Consider the following 20,884-nt stretch of genomic DNA (forward strand, 5'->3'; position numbering starts at 1 on the left):
GTTGCCGAGCCCTACTCTTTTCTTCTCGCTGCGCAGCCTCTAGCGTGTGTCTATTCGTAACAGAGACGACCGCTGATCGTCATATCTCGCGTCCGGCCCGCCACGGCCGCGACGTAGGTCCCGCGCGCCGCGAGTGGCACGTGAGCGCGCCCGTACTCCTCGACCCCTCTTTCGCACGGGCACCCGCCGGAGCATCCGGACTGTGCACCGAGGACTTCTTGAATCGATCCAATCGGAAAGGTGCAGGACATGGGGAAGACGCAGCGCGAACCGATGGACCCGGCGCAACGGCGCCGGCTCACCCGGCGGAGCATCCTGGCCGCCTCGGCGGGCGCGGCCGCCGCGCTCAGCGCGGTCGGCGCCAACGTGGTCCGGACCGAGACCCCCGCCGTCGCGCACGGGCAACTGCGGGCCGAGCCGCTGATCCCGGATCGCAGACGGGGCATCATCCTCTACAGCGTCCGGGACCGGATCTCCGCCGCGCCGGACGACAGCGGCGTGCCGTACGGCTTCGAGCGGGTGCTCGCCCGGATCGCCGAACTCGGCTACCAGGAGGTGGAGTTCGCCGGGTACAACCAGCACACCCAGATCCTGGGCCGGCAGATCACCCCGGCCGAGATCCGCAAGATCCTCGACGACAACGGGCTGGTCGCCAACGGCACCCACACCTCGATCAACCCGGCCACCTTCGAGCAGCAGATGGACATTGCCGAGACGCTCGGTATGAAGAACATCGGCACCGGCAGCGACCCGACCAACTCGGCGTACACCTCGGACTGGGACGCGGCGGCGGACGTCTGGAACGAACTCGGCCGGCAGGCCCGTCGGCGTGGGCTGCGGCTCTACACCCACAACCACGACGCCGCGTACTCCTTCCTGCTCGACGCCGGGCCGCCCGACGCGAACGGCCGGCCGACCCGCTCCTCCGGCACCCGCCGGCTGGAGTACTTCTTCCGGAAGACCGACCCGAGGTACGTCTTCTTCGAGCTGGACATCTACTGGGCCTACGTCGCCCGCTTCAAGCACCAGAAGTACGTCGACAGGTGGGGCCGGGAGAAGACCGACCTCTTCGACCCGATCCTCAACGTGGTCTCGCAGAGCAAGCGGTTCCCGCTCTTCCACGCCAAGGACGGCAACCGGAACAGCGCGCTGGCCAACGGCTACGAGATGACCCCGCTCGGCGAGGGCGACATCAACTTCCAGCAGTTCTTCCAGACCATCGGCGACCCGGACTTCCGGCACGCCAACTGGGAGCAGGACACCGCCCCCGGCGGTGCGGCCAACCCCGGCCAGTCGCTCGACTTCGCGGCGCTCAGCTACACGAACATGTCGGAGCTGACCATCTACCGCCGGTGACCGCCCACCTTCCGTAACCCCTACGGCGTGCAAACGGAGGAGAGATGACGACAAGGATGCGGCGCTGGTTGACCGTGCTGGCGGCGACCGCGACGATCGTCCCGTTGACCGTGCAGGCCCCTGCGGCGGCGGTACCCGACCCGGGACTGGGTTCCGGTGGCGTACCCGCCGAGCCACTGGTGGCCGAGGAGAACGGCCCGGTGGCGCTCCGCTCGCAGGCGCGGGCGCCACGCGACTACGGCGTACTGGTCTTCACCAAGACGGCGGGGGTGCGGCGGGCCTCCATTCCGGACGGTGTGAAGGCGATCCGGGACCTCGGCCGGGAACACGGGTTCCGGGTCACCGTCACCCAGGACGCGGCGGCGTTCACCGAGCAGAACCTCGGGACGTACCGGGCAGTGGTCTTTCTCAACACCACAGGCGACATCCTGAACGCGACCCAGGAGGCGGCGTTCGAGAAGTACGTCCGGGCCGGCGGCGGGTTCGCCGGAGTGCACGCGGCGGCCGAGACCGAGCCGGATTGGCCCTTCTACCAGAGCCTGCTCGGCGCGAAGGCCACCGGGGCATCCCCGGTCGAGCCGGGCAACATCGACGTCGCGGACCGGGCGCACCCGTCCACCGAGACGGTGCCGCGCACGCTGACCCTGACCGAGGAGTGGTACAACTTCTCCGCGAACGTCCGGGGCGTCTCGCACGTGCTGGCCACCGCAGACGAGCGCAGTTTCGCCGGTGGCAGCATGGGCTTCGACCACCCGATCGCCTGGTGCAAGGACTACCAGGGCGGTCGCTCCTGGTACACCGGGCTCGGTCACTCGATCGAGACCTATCGCTCGAAGCCGTTCACCCGGCACCTGCTCGGCGGCATCCGCTGGGCGGCCGGCGTGGTCGAGGGCGACTGCGGGGCGACGGTGACCGGCAACTACGAGAAGGTCACCCTCAACGACGAGCCGGGCGAGCCGATGTCGCTCGCCGTGCTGCCGGACGGCCGGGTGCTGCACAACACCCGGGGCGGCCAGGTACGGCTCTACGACCCGGACAGCGACGCCAGCCCCGTGATCAACACGATCCCGGTCTACAGCCACGACGAGGACGGGTTGCAGACCATCTCGATCGACCCCGACTTCGCCACCAACAAGTGGGTCTACCTCTACTACGCGCCGCCGCTGAACACGCCGGTCGACAACCCGGCCACCCCGGGCAACGAGGGCGACGCGCCGGCCACCAGCACCGACCCGACGGTCTGGGACAAGTTCAAGGGTTACAACCAGCTCTCCCGGGTCAAGTTCGTCGACGGCGAGAACCCGCACCTGGACATGAGCACCGAGCAGCAGATCCTGCGGGTCGAGGCGGACCGGGGCATCTGCTGCCACGTCGCCGGCAAGGTGAAGTTCGACGGGAAGGGCAACCTCTATCTGATCACCGGTGACGACACCAACGCCGGTGGCTCGGACGGCTTCGTCCCGATCAACGAGTCGCCGACCCAGGGCCCGGGCTACGACGCCCAGCGCTCCGCCGGCAACACCAACGACCTGCGCGGCAAGCTGCTCCGGATCAGGGTACGGCCGAACGGTACCTACACGATCCCGGCCGGCAACCTCTTCCCGGAGGCGCAGGACCACGACGACAGGACCCGTCCGGAGATCTTCCTGATGGGGCTGCGCAACCCGTTCCGGTTCGACGTGGACGCCTCGGGACGGGTCTACGTCGGCGACTACTCGCCGGACAGCCGTACGGCCAACCCGGCCCGGGGACCGGAGGGGACGGGCCGGTGGTTCGCCACCAACAAGGCCGGCAACTACGGCTGGCCGTACTGTTACTCGCCGGCCCTGCCGTACATCGACTACGACTTCGCCACCCGTACCTCCGGGGAGCCGTTCAACTGCGGTGCCCCGGTCAACGACTCACCCCGCAACACCGGCCGGACGGTGCTGCCGCCGGTGCAGGACCCGCAGTTCTGGTACACCTACGAGGCGCGTACCCCGTGCCCCGGGGCGTACCTGGAGTCGCCGCCGCGCGCCTGTGACTTCAGGTGGCCGGTGATCGGGACCGGTGGCGTCGGCCCGCACGGCGGACCTATCTACAACTACGACCCGGAGTCGACATCGGAGACGAAGTTCCCGGAGTACTACGACAACGCCGTGGTGTTCGGTGAGTTCACCCGGGACAAGATCTTCATGATGCGGACCGACGGCCGGGGCAACCTGACCGGGGTCGAGCAACTGCTGCCCGGCTTCGTCTTCGACAACCCGATGGAGATGGAGTTCGGTCCGGACGGCAGCCTCTACCTGCTGGAGTACGGCGACGGCTTCTTCACCGCCAACCCGGACGCCCAGCTCTCGGTGATCCGCTACGTGAAGGGCAAGCGATCGCCGGTCGCGGTGCTGAACGCGAGCCCGACCTCCGGGCAGGCGCCGCTGACCGTGGAGTTCTCGGCGGTCGGCTCGCACGACCCGGACCCGGGGGAGTCGATCTCCTACGCCTGGGACTTCACCAGCGACGGTACCGTCGACTCGGCCGATCCGACCACCTCGTTCACGTACACCACAAACGGGACGTACACGGCGCGGTTGACGGTGACCGACTCCAGCGGCCGGACCGGGGTGCTGACCCGAACCATCACGGTCGGCAACACCGCCCCGACGGTGACGGTGACCAGCCCGGTGCCGGGTTCCTTCTTCAACTGGGGTGACCCGGTGCCGTACACGGTGACGGTCACCGACCCGGAGGACGGCACCATCGACTGTTCCCGGGTGACGGTCAGCTTCGTACTCGGGCACGACACCCACGGCCACGAGCACGGCTCGACCACCGGCTGCACCGGCACGTTGATCTCCCCGGCCGACGGTGCCGACCATGCCGGCGGCTACCTGTACGGCGGGATCAGCGCCAAGTACACCGACCTCGGCGGGGGCGGCCAGCCGGCGCTGACCACGGTCAACCAGGTCGTCATCCAGACGCCCCGGCAGCAGGCCGAGTTCGCCCAGGTCAAGCAGAACGTGACGGTCGCCAACACCAGTGACACCGGCGGCGGCCTGCACGTCAACGGGATCGACGCGGGCGACGCGATCGCCTTCGACCCGATCAACCTGGGCGACGCCAGCGCGGTGACCTTCCGGGTCTCCGGCGGCTCGGCCGCCACCGCCGGTACGCCCCGGGCCACCGTCGAGCTGCGGCTCGACTCGCCGACCGGTCCGCTGGTCGGTACCGCAACGCTGAACGCCACGACCGGCAACAACAGCTGGTCCAGCCAGTCCGTGGCGGTCGACCAGCCGGCCGGCGGTCACCGGCTCTACCTGGTCTTCCAGCCGGTCACCGGTGGTCCGACCACCGGCCTGGTGAACCTCAACTGGGTGGAGTTCACCCCCAGGTAGTGCCGATGTCTCGATTGAGCGAGGTGCCAGGAAGTCACCAAGGTGACTTCCTGGCACCTTCGTGAACGGGACTGTAGGTCGTCGCGAAGGATCGGCTGGGCGCCGGTACCGGGCCTCCGGGGTCAGGCGATCCGGGCGACGGCTCCGTCGGGCGGCTCGGGCACGGCCCCGGGATGCAGGACCGAGGCGATCGCCTCGACCCCGTCCACCAGGCGCGGGCCGGGGCGGACCACCAGACCGTCGGCGTCGACCGCCCACACCGCGACCCCGGGCAGCCGGTCCGCGACGACCTCCGCCTGGCGGGCCGCGCCGTCGAGGTGGAAGCCACACGGCGTCACGAGCACGATCTCCGGCTCCGCCTCGGCGAACTCCCGCCAGGTCGTCTCGACGGACCGCGCCCCGGGCCGGGCGGCCACCGGCTCACCGCCGGCCGCGCGTACCAGATCGGGCACCCAGTGTCCGGCCGTGAACGGCGGCTCGACCCACTCCACGACCGCGACCCGGGGTCGCGGCCGGTCCCGGACCGCCGACGCCACCGCCGCGAGTCGGTCCCGCAACGCGCCGACCAGCGCCTCGGCCCGATCGGGTACGCCGGTCCGCTCGCCCACCGCCAGGATCGTGCCGAGGACCTCCTCCAGGGTGTACGGGTCCAGCGACAGCACGTCGGCGCGGCAACCGAGATGGTCGAGGGCGTCCTCGACGTGCCCGGAGGGGAGTGCGCAGACCCGGCAGAGATCCTGGGTGAGGATCAGGTCCGGCGCCAGCCCGGCGAGCGCGTCGGCGTGCAGGGTGTAGAGGTCGACTCCGGCCGACATCTGGCCCTTCACGTAGTCGTCTATCTGCGCCGGAGTCATCCCCCGGGTGTCCCGACCGCCGACCACCACCGTCTTGTCGGTCCGGGCCGACGGCGGCTCGTCACACTCGAAGGTCACGCCGACCAGATCGTCCCCGAGCCCGAGGGCGTAGACGATCTCGGTCGCGGAGGGCAGTAACGACACCAGACGCATCTTCCCATCGTGCCCGTACGAGGCCGTCGCCGGTAAGCCGGGGGCGTACGGTGGGCCATCCGCGCCGTCCACCCACCGATGGAGGATCCTCGATGTCGTCCGACTCCGACGCGCTGATCCGGCAGCACCGTACCGCCACCGCCACCCTGACCGTGACCAGTGCGGGAGCCCCGCTCGCCGGCCGGGAGGTGGTGGTCACCCAGCGCGACCACGCCTTCCTGTTCGGCTGTACCGGCTTCGAGTTCATCGCGCTGGCCAACGGCGAACCGGCGGCGGCTACCGAGGCCGGTCCGGATGGCGCGCCGCTGGCAGACCTCTGGCTCGACCTGTTCAACTTCGCCACCCTGCCGTTCTACTGGGGACGCTTCGAGCCGGAGCGCGGCCGGCCGGACACCCGACGCCTCCAGGCCACGGCACGCTGGTTCGCCGATCGGGGCTGCCTGGTCAAGGGCCATCCGCTGGCCTGGCACACAGTCAGCGCCGAGTGGCTGACCGAGCTGACCAATCCGGAGATCACCCAGGTGCAACTGGACCGGATCCGCCGGGAGGTGACCGACTTCACCGGCCTGATCGACACCTGGGACGTGATCAACGAGGTGGTGATCATGCCCATCTTCGACAGGTACGACAACGGCCTCACCCGGATCTGCCGGGAGTTGGGGCGGATCCCGCTGGTCCGGATGGTCTTCGACGCCGCCCGCGAGGCGAATCCGGGCGCCACCCTGCTACTCAACGACTTCGACATGTCCGCCGGCTACGAGTGCCTGATCGAGGGGGTACTGGAGGCGGGGATCCGGATCGACGCGCTCGGCCTGCAGAGTCACATGCACCAGGGCTACTGGGGCGAGGAGAAGACGCTGGGCATCATCGACCGGTTCGCCCGGTACGGGCTGCCGATCCACTTCACCGAGACGACCCTGCTCTCCGGGCACCTCATGCCGGCCGACATCGTCGACCTGAACGACTACCAGATCGCCGACTGGCCGAGTACGCCGGAGGGGGAGGAGCGGCAGGCAGACGAGATCGTCCGGCACTACAAGACGCTGCTGTCACACCCGTCGGTGCGGGCGACCACCTACTGGGGGATGGTCGACGGCGGCTGGCTCGGTGCACCCGGCGGCTTCGTCCGGGCCGACGGTACGCCGAAGCCCTCGTACGAGGCACTGCACCGGCTGGTCCGGGACGAGTGGTGGCTCGCGCCGACCCGACTGGGCACGGACGAGCAGGGCCGGGTCGGGTTCACCGGCTTCCTCGGCGAGTACGAGGTCTCGGCCGGCGGGCGTAGCGCGACCTTCCGGCTCGACGAACCGGGGGCGACGACGGTCGAGGTGGCGCTCTGACGCACGGTCGGGGCCGGGTGCCCGGGGACTGACGAGGATCAGTCCCCGGGCGGAGCCGTCCGGCTGCTACTCGCCGGATGGTGCGGTGAGCGGCACGCCGAGCCGTACCGGTGTGCCGAAGTTGGGGGTGCCGTCGCTGTTCCAGGTGAACTTCTGCGCCCGGGTCGAGCGGTTCATGTCGCAGCCGCCGCTGGCCGAGTCGTTCGCGTGGTAGACGATCCAGTCCTCGGTCCCGTCCGGTGACTTGAAGAAACCGTTGTGGCCGGGCGCGTAGACGCCATTGGCGTCGCTGCGCTGGAAGACCGGGTTCGGGCTCTTGGTCCAGGCCGACGCGCTCAGCGGGTTGCTACCGGTCAGGGTGAGCAGGCCGAGCTTGTAGTCCGGGCCCCAGCAGGCGCTTGCCGAATAGACGATCATCGTCCGGCCGTTGCGGTAGAGCGGTTCCGGACCCTCCGCCACCGGGTGGGTCTGCCGTTCCCAGGCGAGCGTCGGCGAGGTGAGCCGGACCCGTGACCCGCTGATCGTCCACGGGTTACTCAGCGGGGTGATGAACAGACTCTGCCCGTAGCTGCCGCCGGCGTTGTAGGTGCCGAGCAGGTAGAGGCTGTTGTTCACCCGCAGCACGCTCGCGTCGAGCTGCCAGTCGCCGCCCAGGTCTGCCTTGAAGGTGTACGGGCCCATCGGGTCGGTGCCGGCACTCTCCAGTACGTGCAGCCGCTGGGTCGGGTTGAAGTCGCTGACGTTCTGCCCCGCGACGTAGTAGAGGTACCAGCGGTTGCCGTTCGGGCCGTTGATCAGGTGGAACTCCGGCGCCCACATGTTGCAGCAGCCGTTCGGCCGGTTGGCGAGGTTGAAGACCACCTGGTCGGGGGCGCTGGCCAGCCCGGCGAGGGTGGCCGACCGGCGCATCGTGATCGTCGAGTTCCAGGTGGTGGTGGCGAGGTAGTAGTAGCCGTTGTGGTGCTGGAGCCACGGGTCGGGCCCGTTCCGCTTGATCGGGTTGGTGAAGGTGCCGGGCGTGGGGTTCCCGCCACCGACCGACCCGAGGTTGATCATCTGCCACTGCTGGTTGGCGCCGTCCAGGTCCTGGTACTGCGAGACCATCGCACCGTCCGCGGTGGACCACTCCCAGACGTCCAGCGCCTTGCCGCTGGCCCGGTTGATCAGCCGTACGTAACCACCGGCCGAGTCGGCGAGCCGGAACTGCTGCCGGGTGTTGCCGGTGTCGACGTTCTGCACCAACTGCACCCCGTCGTTGGAGTTCGGCAGCTCCAGCACCTTGCCGCTGTGCCGGGACTGCACCCGGTAGTAGCCGCCGCCAGAGTCGAGGAACCGCCACTGCTGCCAGTTCCCGTCGTTGCGGGCGTACTGGTTGATCGGGGCACCGTCGTTCGTGGCCAGGTTGTAGACGTCGAGGGCCTTGCCGCTGTTCCGGTTGACCAGTACGTAGTAGACGTTCGGGTCGGCGGTCGCCGCCGAGACAGGTGCGGCGGCGACGAGAACGCCGGTGCCGGCGACCAGGGCGGTGAGGCCGGCGGCGAGCGCGGCCCGCCAGCGGCCCCGACGCGGATTCGGCGCTGTCATTGGGTACTCCCTACGGTCGATGGGGGCGGTTCAGTAGACGTACGGCCAGCCGGCGGAGTCGTAGCCGATCCGGTTGATGCCGAGCAGCGAGGCGCCGTTGTTCGCGTAGTAGTGGTAGACGAGGAGGTCGCCGTCGGTGTCGGAGAGCACCGTCTGGTGGCCCGGACCGTGGATGTCACCGTGTGAGGCGAGCACCTGCGTGCCGCCGCCGGAGGTCAGCGCGGTGCCGTTCCGGTCGACGAACGGGCCGGTCACGCTTGTGGAGCGCCCCACCATCACCCGGTAGGTGCTGGACGCGCCCTGACAGCAGCGGTCGAAGGAGACGTACAGGTAGTAGTAGCTGCCCCGCCTGACCAGCGTCGGCGCCTCGATCGCGCCGCCGTTACGGCCGGCGATGGCCCGGATCGTGCTGTCCGAGCGCTTGCCGGTGGCCGGATCCAGGGCGACCATCTTCAGCCCGGACCAGAACGAGCCGAAGGCGAGCCACCAGCGGCCCTGGTCGTCCACGATCAGGTTCGGGTCGATCGCGTTGAAGTCGTCCGAGGTGCGCGACTCGATCACCAGTCCCCGGTCGGTCCAGCTTCCGGAGTTGCCGGTCGGGCTGGTGGCCAGGAAGATCGCCGACCGGTTCGAGCCGAAGGTGGAGGCGGAGTAGTACAGGTAGTACTGGTTGTTCCGGTGCGAGATGTCCGGCGCCCACAGGTTGCGGCTGCCTCCGGTGTAGCTGGTGGTCCAGGGCGCTCCGCCCGGGAAGACGGAGCCGGCGTTGCGGAAGGCCACCCGGTCGGTCGAGGTCTTCAGCGAGATGTCGTTGCCGGTGTGTGCCACCAGGTAGTCGCCGCCGGGCCGGCGCACCACGGTCGGGTCGTGCACCCCGATATCCCCGGTCACCCGCATCGGCGCCGGGTATCCGGCCGGGGGTGTGCCCGGGTCACCGGTCGGGGTCGGGCCCGGAGTGCCGCCGGAGCCGACCCGGACCAGTTGCCACTGCTGGTTGGCGCCGCCGGTGTCGGTGTACTGGCTGATCCGGCCGCCGTCGGCGGTGGACCACTCCCAGACGTCGAGGGCCCTGTTGCTGTTCCGGTTGATCAGCCGGACGTACCCGCCGTCCGAGTCGGCCAGCCGGAACTGCTGGTCGGTGCTGCCCTGGTCGGCCCACTGGATCACCTCCGCGCCGTCGGCTGTGGAGGAGTCCCGGATGTCGAGGACCTTGCCGCTGTGCCGGGAGCGGAGCCGGTGGTAGCCGGAGCCCGAATCGACGAACTGCCACTGCTGCCAGGCGCCGTCGTTGCGGGTCCACTGGACGATCCGGCCACCGTCGGCGGTGGACCGGTCGTAGACGTCGAGGGCCTTGCCGCTGTGCCGGGACACCAGGACGTACCAGGCGTTCGGGTCGACGGTCGCGGCCGAGGCCGACCGGACCGGTACGGTGATCGCGGCGCCGACGAGCGTGGCGGCGGCGACGAGTACGGTGGCGGTGCGCAGGATCCGGGCTCGGCCCGGTTTCCCGGCGTGGCGGGAAGCGCTGGCTTCCATGGTCTTCCTTCCGTCGGTCCGTCCGGTGGACGGTGCCGAGCCCGCGGGTGCCGTGGGACGACGGTCCCGCGGGTTGACAGGGCGGGTCGAGGTGGTGGATCTTCCTGCGACCGGTGGGGTGGCGCTCAGGACACCGACTCGTCGACGGCGTGCCGGTGGGCGCTTGCCGCAGGGCCCGGATGCCGGCGTTCGGCCGGCGGTGCGGCGGTGTGGTCCGGCCCGGGTGTATCGATGATGTTCGCGCTCACATCGGTCGATGTCAAGCCGGAACGCGCTTTCCTTGCCCTCCGTGGCGAAGCCTTGACTAACGTCGATGTGAGCGATAACACTTTTCCCGTAACACAGAGGTAACGCCACCGGACCCCCGCCAGGATCGACGAAAGGTCGCTGGTCATGCCGCCGACGCCGCCCAGCACGTCCCGCCACCCGCTCTCACCCGGCACCGGCGCGGCGACGTGCAGCGCCCCACCCGTGCGGCACCCGGGCCGGCGGCTGCGCACGTCGGTGTTCGTCGCGCTGACCTCCGTACTGGCACTGCTGGCCGGCCTGCTGCCCGGGTTGCCGGCCGCTGCCTCACCCGCGGTCAACTACACCAACCCGCTGGTCAACCAGCGCGCCGACCCGCACATCGTCAGGCACACCGACGGCTACTACTACATGACCGCCACCGTTCCCGAGTACGACCGGATCGTGCTCCGCCGCGCCACCACCCTGCAGGGGCTGGCCGGCGCCGCCGAGACGACGATCTGGCGCCGGCACACCAGTGGCGAGATGGGTGCGCACATCTGGGCGCCCGAGATCCACTTCATAAACAACCGCTGGTACGTCTACTTCGCAGCCGGCCGCACCGACGACATCTGGCGGATCCGGATGTACGTGCTGGAGAACGCCAGCGCCAACCCGCTGACCGGCTCGTGGACCGAACGCGGCCGGATCAGCACCCCGTGGGACACGTTCAGCCTGGACGCGTCGACGTTCGTGGCGAACGGCGTCCGCTATCTGGTCTGGGCGCAGTCCGAACCGGGGATCTCCACCAACTCCAACCTCTACCTGGCCCGGATGGGTGCCAACCCGTGGCAGATCACCGGCACGGTGACCAGGCTGACCGTACCGACCTACGACTGGGAGACCCGGGGCTACCGGGTGGCCGAGGGTCCCGCCGTGATCCAGCGCAACGGCCGGATCTTCCTGACCTACTCGGCCAGCGCCACCGACGCCAACTACTGCCTCGGCATGCTGACCGCCTCGGCGACGGCGAACCTGCTCTCCGCCTCGTCGTGGACCAAGAGCCCGACCCCGATTTTCACCAGCAACGCCGCCACCGGGCAGTACGGCCCCGGGCACAACTCGTTCACCGTCTCCGAGGACGGCCAGAGCGACATCCTGGTCTACCACGACCGCAACTACCGGGACATCAACGGCGACCCGCTCAACGACCCCAACCGGCGTACCCGGATCCAGAAGATCTACTGGAATGCCGACGGCACCCCGAACCTCGGCATCCCGGTGCCGGACGGTGCGACCCCGGTCCGGCTGCGTCCACACGACCTCGCCAACTCCTACCTGCGGCACTACGACTACCGGGGCCGGGTCGAGGCGAACGTGACGCCGCTGGCCGACTCGCAGTTCCGGATCGTGACCGGCCTGACCGGCTCGGGCACGGTGTCGCTGGAGTCGACGAACTTCCCCGGCTACTACCTCCGGCACCGCAACTACGAGATCTATGTGGAGCGCAACGACGGTTCCGCGCAGTTCCGCGCCGACGCCAGCTTCCTGCGTCGTACCGGCCTGGCCGCCAGCGCCGGCAGCTCACTGGAGGCACAGAACTTTCCCGGCCGGTACCTGCGGCACCGCTCCGGGCTGCTCTACGTCGAGCCGGTGACCTCCGCTGCCGAGCAGGCGTCCGCCACCTTCCACCTGGAATAGCAAGCGGTGGCGGTGCCAACCTGCCGGAGAGTCGTGATGCTGACTCTCCGGCAGGTTGCCGAACCGGTTTCGCCTGGTGAGCGCCGGTGTCGGTAAGGATGGAGGAATGCCTTCGCCACTGTCCAAGCCCCGCCATGCCGTGGTCGTCGGCGGGAGCTTCGCCGGTCTCTGTATCGCGCGCACCCTCGCCGATTACGTCGAGCGGGTCACCGTACTCGATCGGGACCGCTTTCCGGACGGGCCGGGGCTGCGTACCGGCATCCCGCAGGCACGTCACCTGCACGTCCTGGTCACCTCGGGCCAGCGGGCCCTCGACCGGCTCTTTCCCGGCCTGATGGCCGAACTGTACGACCGCGGTGCCGTCCCGGTCGCCGCACCGACCGACCTGCTGTCGTTGAGCCCGAACGGCTGGCGGGAGCGTTTCCCGGCCACCCACACCCTGGTCGGGGCGAGCCGGGAGCTGCTGGACTGGACGATCCGGCAGCGGCTCGCCGCCGACGGTCGGATCCGGTTCGAGACCGCCCGTGAGGTGGTCGGACTGCTGCCCGATGCGGACGGCGCCTCGGTCACAGGTGTGCGACTGCGGGTCCGCAACGGTGGCGGGGAGGTCCAGGACTGCGAGGCCGACCTGGTCGTCGACGCCAGCGGGCGCGGCTCGCGTACCCCGCAGTGGCTGGCCGCGCTCGGCTACGGCCGACCGGAGGAGACCCGGATCGACGCCGGCCTGGGCTACGCGAGCCGGCGCTACCGGCTGGCCCCGGGTGTCGCCGACGGCTGGAAGAACATCATGCTGATGCCGAAGCCGCCGCAGATCTGGCGGGCCGGGGTCCTCTATCCGATCGAGAACGGCCGGTGGATGGTGACCCTCGGCGGGTTCGGCGACGAGACCCCGCCCACCGACGAGGCGGGTTTCCTGGAGTTCACCCGCAACCTGCGCAGTCCGTTGATCTACGAGGCGATCCGGGACGCCGAGCCGGACGGGCCGATCCACGGGTTCCGGCAGACCGCGAACCACCGCCGGCACTACGAGACGATGCCGCGCTGGCCGGAGGGGTTCCTGGTGGTCGGGGACGCCGCCTGCGCCTTCAACCCCGTCTATGGGCAGGGGATGAGCGTCGCCGCGCAGACCGCGGTGGTGCTCGGCGAGCACCTTCGGGCACACCGCCGGTTCGGCCGGGCCGCCCAGGCGGCGGTGGCCGGGTGCAGCGCCACCGCGTGGACCATCGCCACCGGTAGCGACCTGCGGTTCTCCGCCGGGGCGGTCCGGCCGGGACGGCGTGGCCGGCTCTCCCACTGGTATCTGGACCGGGCCTCGGACGTGGCCGACCGGGACGCCTACGTGCTGCGGGTGCTGACCGACGTGCAGCACCTGGTCCGGCCGCCGGCCGCGCTGGCGCATCCGAGGGTGGCGCTGCGGGTGCTGCGCGGCCCGACCCGCCCGCCGCTGAACGCCCCGCCGGTCACCCTGTCGGGCCGGCCGGCGCCCGGACGGTGAGCATCCCCGGCCCGGCCCTACCCGACCGGCGCCGGGGTCCGCTCCAGCGTGTAGTCGAGCAGGACCAGCCGCCGGTCGAGCACCTCGGTGCGGGCGAGTCGCAGGTCGAGGTCGGGCAGGCCGGCCAGCATCCGCTCCTCGCCGGTCTCGCCGAGTACCTGCGGAAACACCATCAGGCGCAGCCGGTCCACCAGGCCGAGCCGGAACAGGCTGCGCACCAGCGACCTGCTGCCGATCACCCGCAGCGGGTCGCCGGGGGCGGCCTTCATGGCGGGTACGGCAACCTCGACGTCCTCGGCCACCACCGAGGTGTTCGGCCAGGCCAGCGGTTGACGCAACGACCTGGAGAAGACCACCTTGGGCAACTCCGCCATCCGTCTGGACGACGGGTCGTCGCCACCACCGTGTTCCGCCAGTGCCCGGTAGGTGTTGGCGCCCATCAGCATCACCTGCGGGCGGGCCGACTGCTCGTCGATCCACGACTGGAGGCCCGGACCGTCGTAGCCGAAGTAGGCGGGGGAGTCGCGCCCCCGCAGCCAGCCGTCCACTGTGCTGAACAGGTCAACTGTGAGTTCTCGCATCGGGGTGGCCCCTCCGTCCGGGTCAGGAGAGCTTCGCCAGGTACGCGGCCAGGGCCTTGTACGACTCGCGGGCGCCATCGGCCATCCCGGAGGCGGCCATGCCGTCGCGCTCCTCCTTTGTGTCGAACCGGGTGACGCTGGTGACAGTGGTCCTGCCGTCCGACTCGGTCAACTCCAGCGTCTCCACGCAGACGTGTCCGGGCATGCCCTCGAACTCGAAGGTCTGCACGATCCGCTCCGGCGGCTGGATCTCCCGGTATTCGCCGCGGAACGCGTACTCCCCGTCGGGGGCGTGCTCGACGAAGCGGTAGCTGCCGCCCGGCCGGAAATCCATCTCGCAGTCGAGCGGGTTGCCCCGCCCCCACCAGTGCTTGATGTGCTCGCACTTCGAGTGCGCCTCGAAGACGAGGGCACGCGGCGCCTCGAAGACGCGCACCATCTTGATCTCCAGGTCGGACGGCATGGTCACCGTCAGGTTCTCGCTCATCTCAGGTCTCCTCCGGTCGTGTTCCGTCGCTGCCCAGTTGTCGCAGGTAGTCGCCGAGCTGGTCGTAGCGCTGCTCCCAGAACCGCTGGTAGTCGGCGATCCAGTCGGCCACCTCGCGCAGCGGCTCCGCGTCGAGCCGGCAGGGTCGCCACTGCGCCTCCCGGCCCCGGCTGATCAGCCCGGCCCGCTCCAGCACCTTCAGGTGTTTGGAGACGGCCTGGAGGCTGATCGGGAACGGTTCGGCGATCTGGTTGACCGTCGCCTCGCCCTCGGCCAGCCGGGCCAGGATGGCCCGCCGGGTCGGATCGGCCAGGGCACCGAAGACCTCGCTGAGCCGGTCCACGCCGACCGCCTTTCTCAACCGCTCGGTTAATCAACTTGTAAGTTGAATACTCGTGCCATTGGCGGTCGGTGTCAACCCCTTTGGCGCACCCGCTCCGAGCGGATGGCGAAGCGCGACGGGCCGCCCCCGCACAGCGGCGCGACCTCCGAGCTATGCCGGACACTGGTGCCTCCCGGCCCCGGGCATGGACCGGCCCCCGTGCTGTTCGGGTCAGCCACGGGGGCCGGGTGCCCCACCGGCTGCAACCGGGAGGGCGGTGCCTGCCCCGGCAAGGCCACCAAGCCGGGGCAGGACGATCAGGGCACACCTCCGGGGGCGATATAGGTGGTATGCCCGGATCTCAACGGTGTTTGCTCCAGTTCAGAGGATGGGCAGGTCGGCCCCGACCTTGGTCAGGTTCCTCGGAGTGGCATACAGGGCGGCTCGGACTGCGGCCCAGGAGACGGTTGGGGCACGTCGGCACCGTTCGTCGTCCCGGGCGATCCGGGAGATCAGCACCAGCCGCTGTTTGGCCTCGTCGAGCCGGCTCTGACGGTCGAGCAGGGCCTGTTGGGCGGCAGCCAGCTCCTCTTTCAACCGCCTGATCTGCTGCTGGAGTGTCGGTGGGGTGGCCGGTTCTGGGTCGCTGGCGAACGACCGGATCTGCACGTTTCCTCCTCCGGCTCGGGCCGGGGGCTGCCACCGGGCGCCGGAGGTCTCATTTACTGCCGGCGGCAGCCCCCGCCTTGGATGGCAACCCCGCCCGACCGCCGATACAGCCACCCGGGCGGGGGCCGTCCTCGGATCGTCCCCCGGGTGTTGCCCCCTGCGCAAGAGGGTAGGGCGTGTCGGACAGGGCCGATCGGGAAGACGCAGCGGGTGCGTAGCTTCGCGCCCATGTCGGACGGGCCTGGGGAACTGATGGGCACGCAGGAGATCCAGAACCTCCTGGGCGTCTCACGAACCCGCGCGAGGCAGATCACCCAGCAGCGGAATTTTCCCGAGCCGTACCAGCGGCTGGCTGCCGGTTCGGTGTGGTTGCGCAAAGACGTCGAAGCCTGGGTCAGGAGACACCGTCACGCCCCTCCGAAGGCGAAGGGCGACGAGGACGAGCCGGGCTGATCCGGGGGCATCGTCGTGGCCTCCCGGAGGGCACGGGAGCGCCTCGGAGCCCCGGCCGGGCATCGACACACCCCCGAGCAGACAGCGGCCCCGGGAAGCCTGTCGGAGGCAGTCCCGGGGCCGGTGGATGCTCCTATGGATGTCAAGGGGTGTTGAGGGCGGTGTAGTCGGCGAGGAGGGCGGTGTGGATCTCGCGGACGATGTAGCGCTTGAGGCAGCGGATGATCTCTTTCTTGCTGAGGCCTTGTTTGGTGCGTTTCTCTTGGTAGGCGCGGGTGCGGGGGTCGTAGCGCAGGCGGCAGAGGGCGATGGTGTGTAGGGCTTTGTTCGCGGCTCTGTCGCCGCCGCGGTTGAGGCGGTGTCGGTCGGTGCGTCCGGAGCTGGCGGGGATGGGTGCGGTGCCGCAGAGGTGTGCCAGGGCGGCTTCGCTGCGGAGTCGGTCGGGGTTGTCGCCGGCGGTGGTCAGGAGTTGACCGGCGACGTCGGGTCCAACGCCGAACAGCCCGCTGAGGGTGGGGGCGGTCTGAGTGACGGCGGGGCGTAGTCGCCGGTCGGCGAGAGTGATCTCGGCGGTGAGGGCCTGGATGCGGGTGGCGATCGCGGTGAGGGCGGCTTTGGTCGCCTCGACGGGGTCGCTGAGCCGGGTGTCGTCGCTGGTGAGGCCGGCGCAGCGGTTGACCAGGCTCATGCCGGTGTGGCCGACCAGGTCGGCGCGCAGGTCCTCGGGGGCGGCGGTGAGCAGACCGTGGAGCTGGTTGATGGCGGCGGTGCGGGCCTTGACCGCACCGTTGCGGGCCACCCGCAGGGCACGGATCGCCTCGACCGGTCCGGTGCGGGTCTTCGGCATGCCGCTGGCCTGCCCGGACAGGGCGGCGCGGGCGGCGGCGAGCGCGTCGATCGGGTCAGACTTGCCCTTCACCCGCCGGGTCCTGCGGTCCGGCCGGTCGACTTCAACAACGGTGACCTTTTGGCTGCTCAGGTAGCGGGCCAGGCCCGCGCCATAAGCGCCGGTGCCCTCGACACCAATCTTCATAATCGTGCCGAAGGATCGTAGCCAGCCCAGCAACTGCCGGTAACCGGCGGGTGTGGCGGGGAACTGCTGATCACCGAGTTCCCGTCCGGTCTGATCGATCACCGCCGCGTGATGGGTCCTGCCGTGAGTATCGACGCCACCGGTGACCTTGCGCTTCTTGGCTGTCATGCTGGAACCGTCGTCCCTCTCGCTTGCACCGAACAGGGTCGGCACGCACTCGCCGGGACGGGCGGACAGGACAGTGACGGGACCTCTTGCACAGGCTCCTATCAGGTCACGACGCCCCTGCCAGTGACGTGCAGGAACGGGGTCACCCGGACCAGGCCGACGAATCCACTACAGGACAGCAACGTCGGTCAGTCGGTGAGTCAGACCAAGCCGGGTGACCCCACCCCTACATCCTCACTGTCAGTCGGCCGACTCGACTTCGGTTCTTCCGGCCAAGTCCCAGACCGCACCGCAGATGTCTTCGCTCAGGGTGTCGGTCTCGACCTCATCGCCGGCAGCCTGCCGCGAACCGCGCGACGGCTCCCACAGGCCGAGCACCTGTGCCCCAAACCGACCGGTCGTCGAGCATCCGTTGATAGTCCTCCCGAACCTTGGTGCCGTACTGGCTGGCGCTCACGCCGTCATCTACGTATGCCTCGCCACGCTGCCATTCCTCCTCGGTGACGTCGCGTCCCAGGTCGATTAGTTGCTCGCTGGTCGACTCGCTCTGTCCGCCCCGTGCGCGGACCGTCGCGCTGCGCCATCGTCACCTGGTGTCGAGCCGCCCCGGCGGATCGGGGTGTTCCGCGAGTTCGGCGCTCGCCGCCGGCCAGCAGGTGTCCCCGGGGTGGAGTGCGCTGCGGAGGAAGGCCCAGCTGAGCCGCTGGATCAGGGCAACCCGTTCCGGGCTCTCGTCTGTCGTCTCGGCGGAGTCGTACCCGGGGATCCCGCCCAGCGAGTGCTCCGCGCCGAAGAGGGTGAGCATGCTCCTGGCCCCCGGGCTCAGGTGGTACGCGTCCGTGAACCACTCCGGTCCCCGGACGCTGAGCGCGGACTGGTCCTTGTCGCCTGCGACGACCAGGGTCGGGGTGCTCATCCCCGCGAAGCTCGGGTTCATGAAGGGGAAGTGCTCGGCGGCGAACGGCGTCAGATCGGCGCCCCCGGTACCCGGTACGGCGAGCAGTACCCCGGCACTGATCCTCGGATCGGACAGGTCCTCGCCCGGTCTGCCCTCGGAGTCGAGAACCCGCGCGCCCAACAGCATGCTCGCCGTCTGGGCGCCCCAGGAGTGGCCGGCGGCGGCGATGCGGTCGCGGTCGAGGCGCCCGGCGAGGCCGGGAAGGGCGGTCTCGATCCGGTCGAGGTGGTCGACGACGTGCCTGAGGTCCTCGACCCGGTAGCGCCAGATCTGCGGGTAACGCCTGTCCTCCGGCGTGACGTTCAGGGTCCGCGAGTCGAGGTGGGTGGGCTGGAGGACCACGAAACCGTGTGCGGCCCAGAAGTCGACGAGTGGGGCGTAGCTGTCCAGCGAGCCGCCGAAGCCGTGCGAGAAGACGATGACGGGCAGTTCGTCGCCGGTCACCGGGGCGGAGATCCGTACCCGGAGATCGCGGCCCGGGACCGGCAGGGACACCGGGCGTACCGAGACCACCGGAACTGGTCCGCTGGCGAATTCGTCGGGGTGGCGCATGAAACTCTCCTCCAGGGATGAGGCGCGGGGAAGTGGCGGTGCGTGCCCTGGTCCAGGGCCGTCCGCGATGGCACCATGAGTACCGGATCAGTGTTCCGGTTCAACGATACGGAACCGCGTTCCGGTTAGCAAGGTGAGCGACGAAGACGAGTTCGCAAGAGTGGCGAAGACGAGTTCGCAAGGGCGACGAAGACGAGTGACGGAGGCAACGGCGCGGTGACTGAGATCGGCAGCGGATCGGCGTACCCGGTCCGGCGGAAGCGGGCCGACGCCCGGCGCAACGAGGAGACCCTGCTGGAAGCGGCCGCCGCGGCCTTCGTCGCCTCCGGCGTCGACGCGCCGGTGCGGGAGATCGCGACCAGGGCGGGCGTCGGGGTGGCCACGATCTACCGCCACTTCCCGACCCGGGCCGACCTGGTCGTCGCGGTCTACCGGCATCAGGTCGAGGCATGCGCCGAGGCGGGCCCGGCGCTGCTGGCCGGCGGCGACTCGGCGTACGCCGCGCTGGCCCGCTGGATCGACCTCTTCGTCGACTTCCTGGTCACCAAGCACGGCCTCGCCGAGGCGCTGCAATCCGACGACGCCACCTTCGCGACCCTGCACGACTATTTCCTGGACCGACTCGTGCCCGTCTGCGCAGAACTGCTCGATGCAGGGGTCAGGGCCGGCGAGATCCGCAACGACGTCGAGGCCCTCGAACTGATGCGGGGCGTGGGCAACCTCTGCATCGGCGCAGACCGGGACCCCCGGTACAACGCCCGGCGCATGGTGGAGGTTCTCCTCGCCGGACTACGCCAGCAACAGATCACCAGCGGTCCGCCGGCCGGGCACGCCGGTCCGGCTGACCGGCCGGAGGACTAGCCTCGGGTACGCGGCAGGCAGCACTTCTTGTACTTGTTGCCCGAACCGCACCAGCACGCCTCGTTCCGCTCCGGCGGCCAGCGCAGCTGCGCACCCCGCCCGACCAGCTCCGCCGCGTAGCCGGACCGGGCCTCGGTCGGCGTCCCGCCGGTACGTTCGGCGTAGCCGGCCAGTTCCTCGGTCGAGCCGGGCAGCGGGCCGATCCCGACCCGACCCGCCTCGGTCAGCCGGACCAGTTCGCGCTGGACCCCGGCCCGATGCTCGGCCCAGTCCCGGCCGACCACTTCGGCCAGGTCGGGCCAGCGCGACAGCAGCGCGTCGAACTCGCCCTCCGGCAGGAACAGCCGTGCCTCCGGGCCCGGCTCCCCGGCCGGCGTGGTCGCGCTGCGGAACAGCTCGTTCTCCAGCCGGTCGGCCAGGTTGTCGTTCTGGTCGTGCGGCAGGTCGAGTACCCGGCGTACCCGGTGGCGCTGTTGCAGCAGGAAGAAGAGGAGTCCGGAGGCTTCCCGCCCGGTCGGCTCGGTGGTCACCGTGACGTCCGCGCCCGCTGTCTCGCCCTGCGCTGTCTCGCCCTGCGCCGGGGCGGACCGGTTGCGCAGGGCGGTCTCCACCGCCTCGGTCAGCCACTGCTCGGCCAGGTCGGTCCGGCCACCGACGTCCAACGCGGCGCTGAGATAGGCGGCGGCGTCGGGCTGGGAGTCGAGCAGCGGGCGCAGCGCGGTCAGTTCGGCCAGCGCCTCGTCGGCGCGGCCGACCCGGAACAGGATCCGGGCGTGCAGCGCCCTGGCGAAGCCGGCGTCCGGCTCCGAACTGTCCCGGTACGCCCCGACGGCGCTGTCCGCGTACCGCTGTGCGGCGTCGAGTTTCGCCCTCGCCTCGGCGATCTCGGCGGCCAGGGTCAACGCCCGGCCGGCATCCGTCGGATCGGCGAGTCGACCCTGCTCGACCGCCTCGGCCAACTCGGCGGCGATGCCCAGCGGATCGGCCGCGCCGAGCGCGGACTGTCGCAGCTCGGTGAGGTCTGCGCTGGTGAGAATGGTCGGCACGGCTTCACGGTACTGCGGCGGCGGGGGAGAACCCGGCCGGTCGGGATGTAACCCGCCACACGTGGCCGGATCCGGCCAGCATCCGCGTCTTCCGATGGAGTGAGCTGCGGCGTTAACCTGCCTGAAACGATTCAGGCAG

17 protein-coding genes are annotated in these 20,884 nt (G+C 70.1%); 7 read left to right on the plus strand and 10 right to left on the minus strand.

The window, feature by feature from the left end; genetic code table 11:
- Positions 1-249 precede the first annotated feature (249 nt).
- Together CLT71_RS35240 and CLT71_RS35245 are read left to right on the plus strand one after the other, a co-directional pair.
- The gene (locus tag CLT71_RS35240; RefSeq protein WP_486483624.1) at positions 250-1,356 is read left to right on the plus strand and encodes a sugar phosphate isomerase/epimerase family protein; all 1,107 of its coding nucleotides are present in this window, start codon (positions 250-252) and stop codon (positions 1,354-1,356) included.
- A gap of 44 nt (positions 1,357-1,400) precedes the next feature.
- Positions 1,401-4,727, plus strand: coding sequence for a ThuA domain-containing protein (locus CLT71_RS35245; RefSeq protein WP_143743752.1), 3,327 nt, complete (start codon positions 1,401-1,403; stop codon positions 4,725-4,727).
- Between the two features lie 122 nt (positions 4,728-4,849).
- On the opposite strand, the gene CLT71_RS35250 is transcribed toward CLT71_RS35245, so the two are convergent.
- A complete protein-coding gene (locus CLT71_RS35250) occupies positions 4,850-5,734 on the minus strand; it encodes an ABC transporter substrate-binding protein (protein WP_101370911.1) in 885 nt (294 codons plus the stop codon).
- A gap of 92 nt (positions 5,735-5,826) precedes the next feature.
- Here CLT71_RS35250 and CLT71_RS35255 point away from each other — a divergent pair, with 92 nt between their 5' ends.
- Entirely contained in the window at positions 5,827-7,074 is a 1,248-nt protein-coding gene (locus CLT71_RS35255; protein ID WP_101370912.1) for an endo-1,4-beta-xylanase, read from the plus strand.
- 66 nt (positions 7,075-7,140) lie between these two features.
- Here the strand turns inward: CLT71_RS35255 and CLT71_RS35260 are convergent, their stop codons facing one another.
- Together CLT71_RS35260 and CLT71_RS35265 are read right to left on the minus strand one after the other, a co-directional pair.
- A complete protein-coding gene (locus tag CLT71_RS35260; RefSeq protein WP_101370913.1) occupies positions 7,141-8,658 on the minus strand; it encodes a family 43 glycosylhydrolase in 1,518 nt (505 codons plus the stop codon).
- 30 nt (positions 8,659-8,688) lie between these two features.
- Positions 8,689-10,194 carry a family 43 glycosylhydrolase gene (locus tag CLT71_RS35265; RefSeq protein WP_101370914.1) on the minus strand — a complete coding sequence of 502 codons (1,506 nt, stop codon included), beginning with the start codon at positions 10,192-10,194 and terminating at the stop codon, positions 8,689-8,691.
- Between the two features lie 393 nt (positions 10,195-10,587).
- Between CLT71_RS35265 and CLT71_RS35270 the strand changes: the two genes are divergently transcribed.
- Positions 10,588-12,120 carry a family 43 glycosylhydrolase gene (locus CLT71_RS35270; protein WP_101370915.1) on the plus strand — a complete coding sequence of 511 codons (1,533 nt, stop codon included), beginning with the start codon at positions 10,588-10,590 and terminating at the stop codon, positions 12,118-12,120.
- Positions 12,121-12,226: 106 nt separating this feature from the next.
- On the plus strand, positions 12,227-13,615 hold the full coding sequence (locus CLT71_RS35275) for an FAD-dependent monooxygenase (protein WP_101370916.1): 1,389 nt from the start codon (positions 12,227-12,229) through the stop codon (positions 13,613-13,615).
- A 17-nt stretch (positions 13,616-13,632) separates the two neighbouring features.
- Here the strand turns inward: CLT71_RS35275 and CLT71_RS35280 are convergent, their stop codons facing one another.
- From CLT71_RS35280 to CLT71_RS35295, 4 genes are all read right to left on the minus strand, one after another.
- Positions 13,633-14,196: a dihydrofolate reductase family protein gene (locus CLT71_RS35280; RefSeq protein WP_158242391.1), complete on the minus strand. Its 564-nt coding sequence runs from the start codon at positions 14,194-14,196 to the stop codon at positions 13,633-13,635.
- A gap of 22 nt (positions 14,197-14,218) precedes the next feature.
- Entirely contained in the window at positions 14,219-14,683 is a 465-nt protein-coding gene (locus CLT71_RS35285) for an SRPBCC family protein (protein WP_101370918.1), read from the minus strand.
- A 1-nt stretch (position 14,684) separates the two neighbouring features.
- Positions 14,685-15,026 (minus strand): ArsR/SmtB family transcription factor, encoded by a 342-nt coding sequence (locus CLT71_RS35290; protein ID WP_486483625.1) that lies wholly within the window; start codon positions 15,024-15,026, stop codon positions 14,685-14,687.
- 360 nt (positions 15,027-15,386) lie between these two features.
- Positions 15,387-15,674 (minus strand): hypothetical protein, encoded by a 288-nt coding sequence (locus tag CLT71_RS35295; protein ID WP_101370920.1) that lies wholly within the window; start codon positions 15,672-15,674, stop codon positions 15,387-15,389.
- Between the two features lie 210 nt (positions 15,675-15,884).
- Here CLT71_RS35295 and CLT71_RS35300 point away from each other — a divergent pair, with 210 nt between their 5' ends.
- The gene (locus CLT71_RS35300) at positions 15,885-16,127 is read left to right on the plus strand and encodes a helix-turn-helix transcriptional regulator (RefSeq protein ID WP_486483626.1); all 243 of its coding nucleotides are present in this window, start codon (positions 15,885-15,887) and stop codon (positions 16,125-16,127) included.
- 142 nt (positions 16,128-16,269) lie between these two features.
- On the opposite strand, the gene CLT71_RS35305 is transcribed toward CLT71_RS35300, so the two are convergent.
- The gene (locus CLT71_RS35305; RefSeq protein ID WP_101371573.1) at positions 16,270-17,328 is read right to left on the minus strand and encodes an IS110 family RNA-guided transposase; all 1,059 of its coding nucleotides are present in this window, start codon (positions 17,326-17,328) and stop codon (positions 16,270-16,272) included.
- Positions 17,329-17,914: 586 nt separating this feature from the next.
- Positions 17,915-18,838 carry an alpha/beta hydrolase gene (locus CLT71_RS35310; protein WP_101370921.1) on the minus strand — a complete coding sequence of 308 codons (924 nt, stop codon included), beginning with the start codon at positions 18,836-18,838 and terminating at the stop codon, positions 17,915-17,917.
- A 225-nt stretch (positions 18,839-19,063) separates the two neighbouring features.
- On the opposite strand from CLT71_RS35310, the gene CLT71_RS35315 reads away from it, so the two are divergent.
- Positions 19,064-19,699: a TetR/AcrR family transcriptional regulator gene (locus tag CLT71_RS35315; protein ID WP_101372055.1), complete on the plus strand. Its 636-nt coding sequence runs from the start codon at positions 19,064-19,066 to the stop codon at positions 19,697-19,699.
- Here the strand turns inward: CLT71_RS35315 and CLT71_RS35320 are convergent.
- Positions 19,696-20,745 (minus strand): SEC-C metal-binding domain-containing protein, encoded by a 1,050-nt coding sequence (locus CLT71_RS35320; RefSeq protein ID WP_101370922.1) that lies wholly within the window; start codon positions 20,743-20,745, stop codon positions 19,696-19,698. The genes CLT71_RS35315 and CLT71_RS35320 overlap by 4 nt on opposite strands.
- Positions 20,746-20,884 lie beyond the last annotated feature (139 nt).

The organism is Plantactinospora sp. CNZ320, assembly GCF_002846275.1.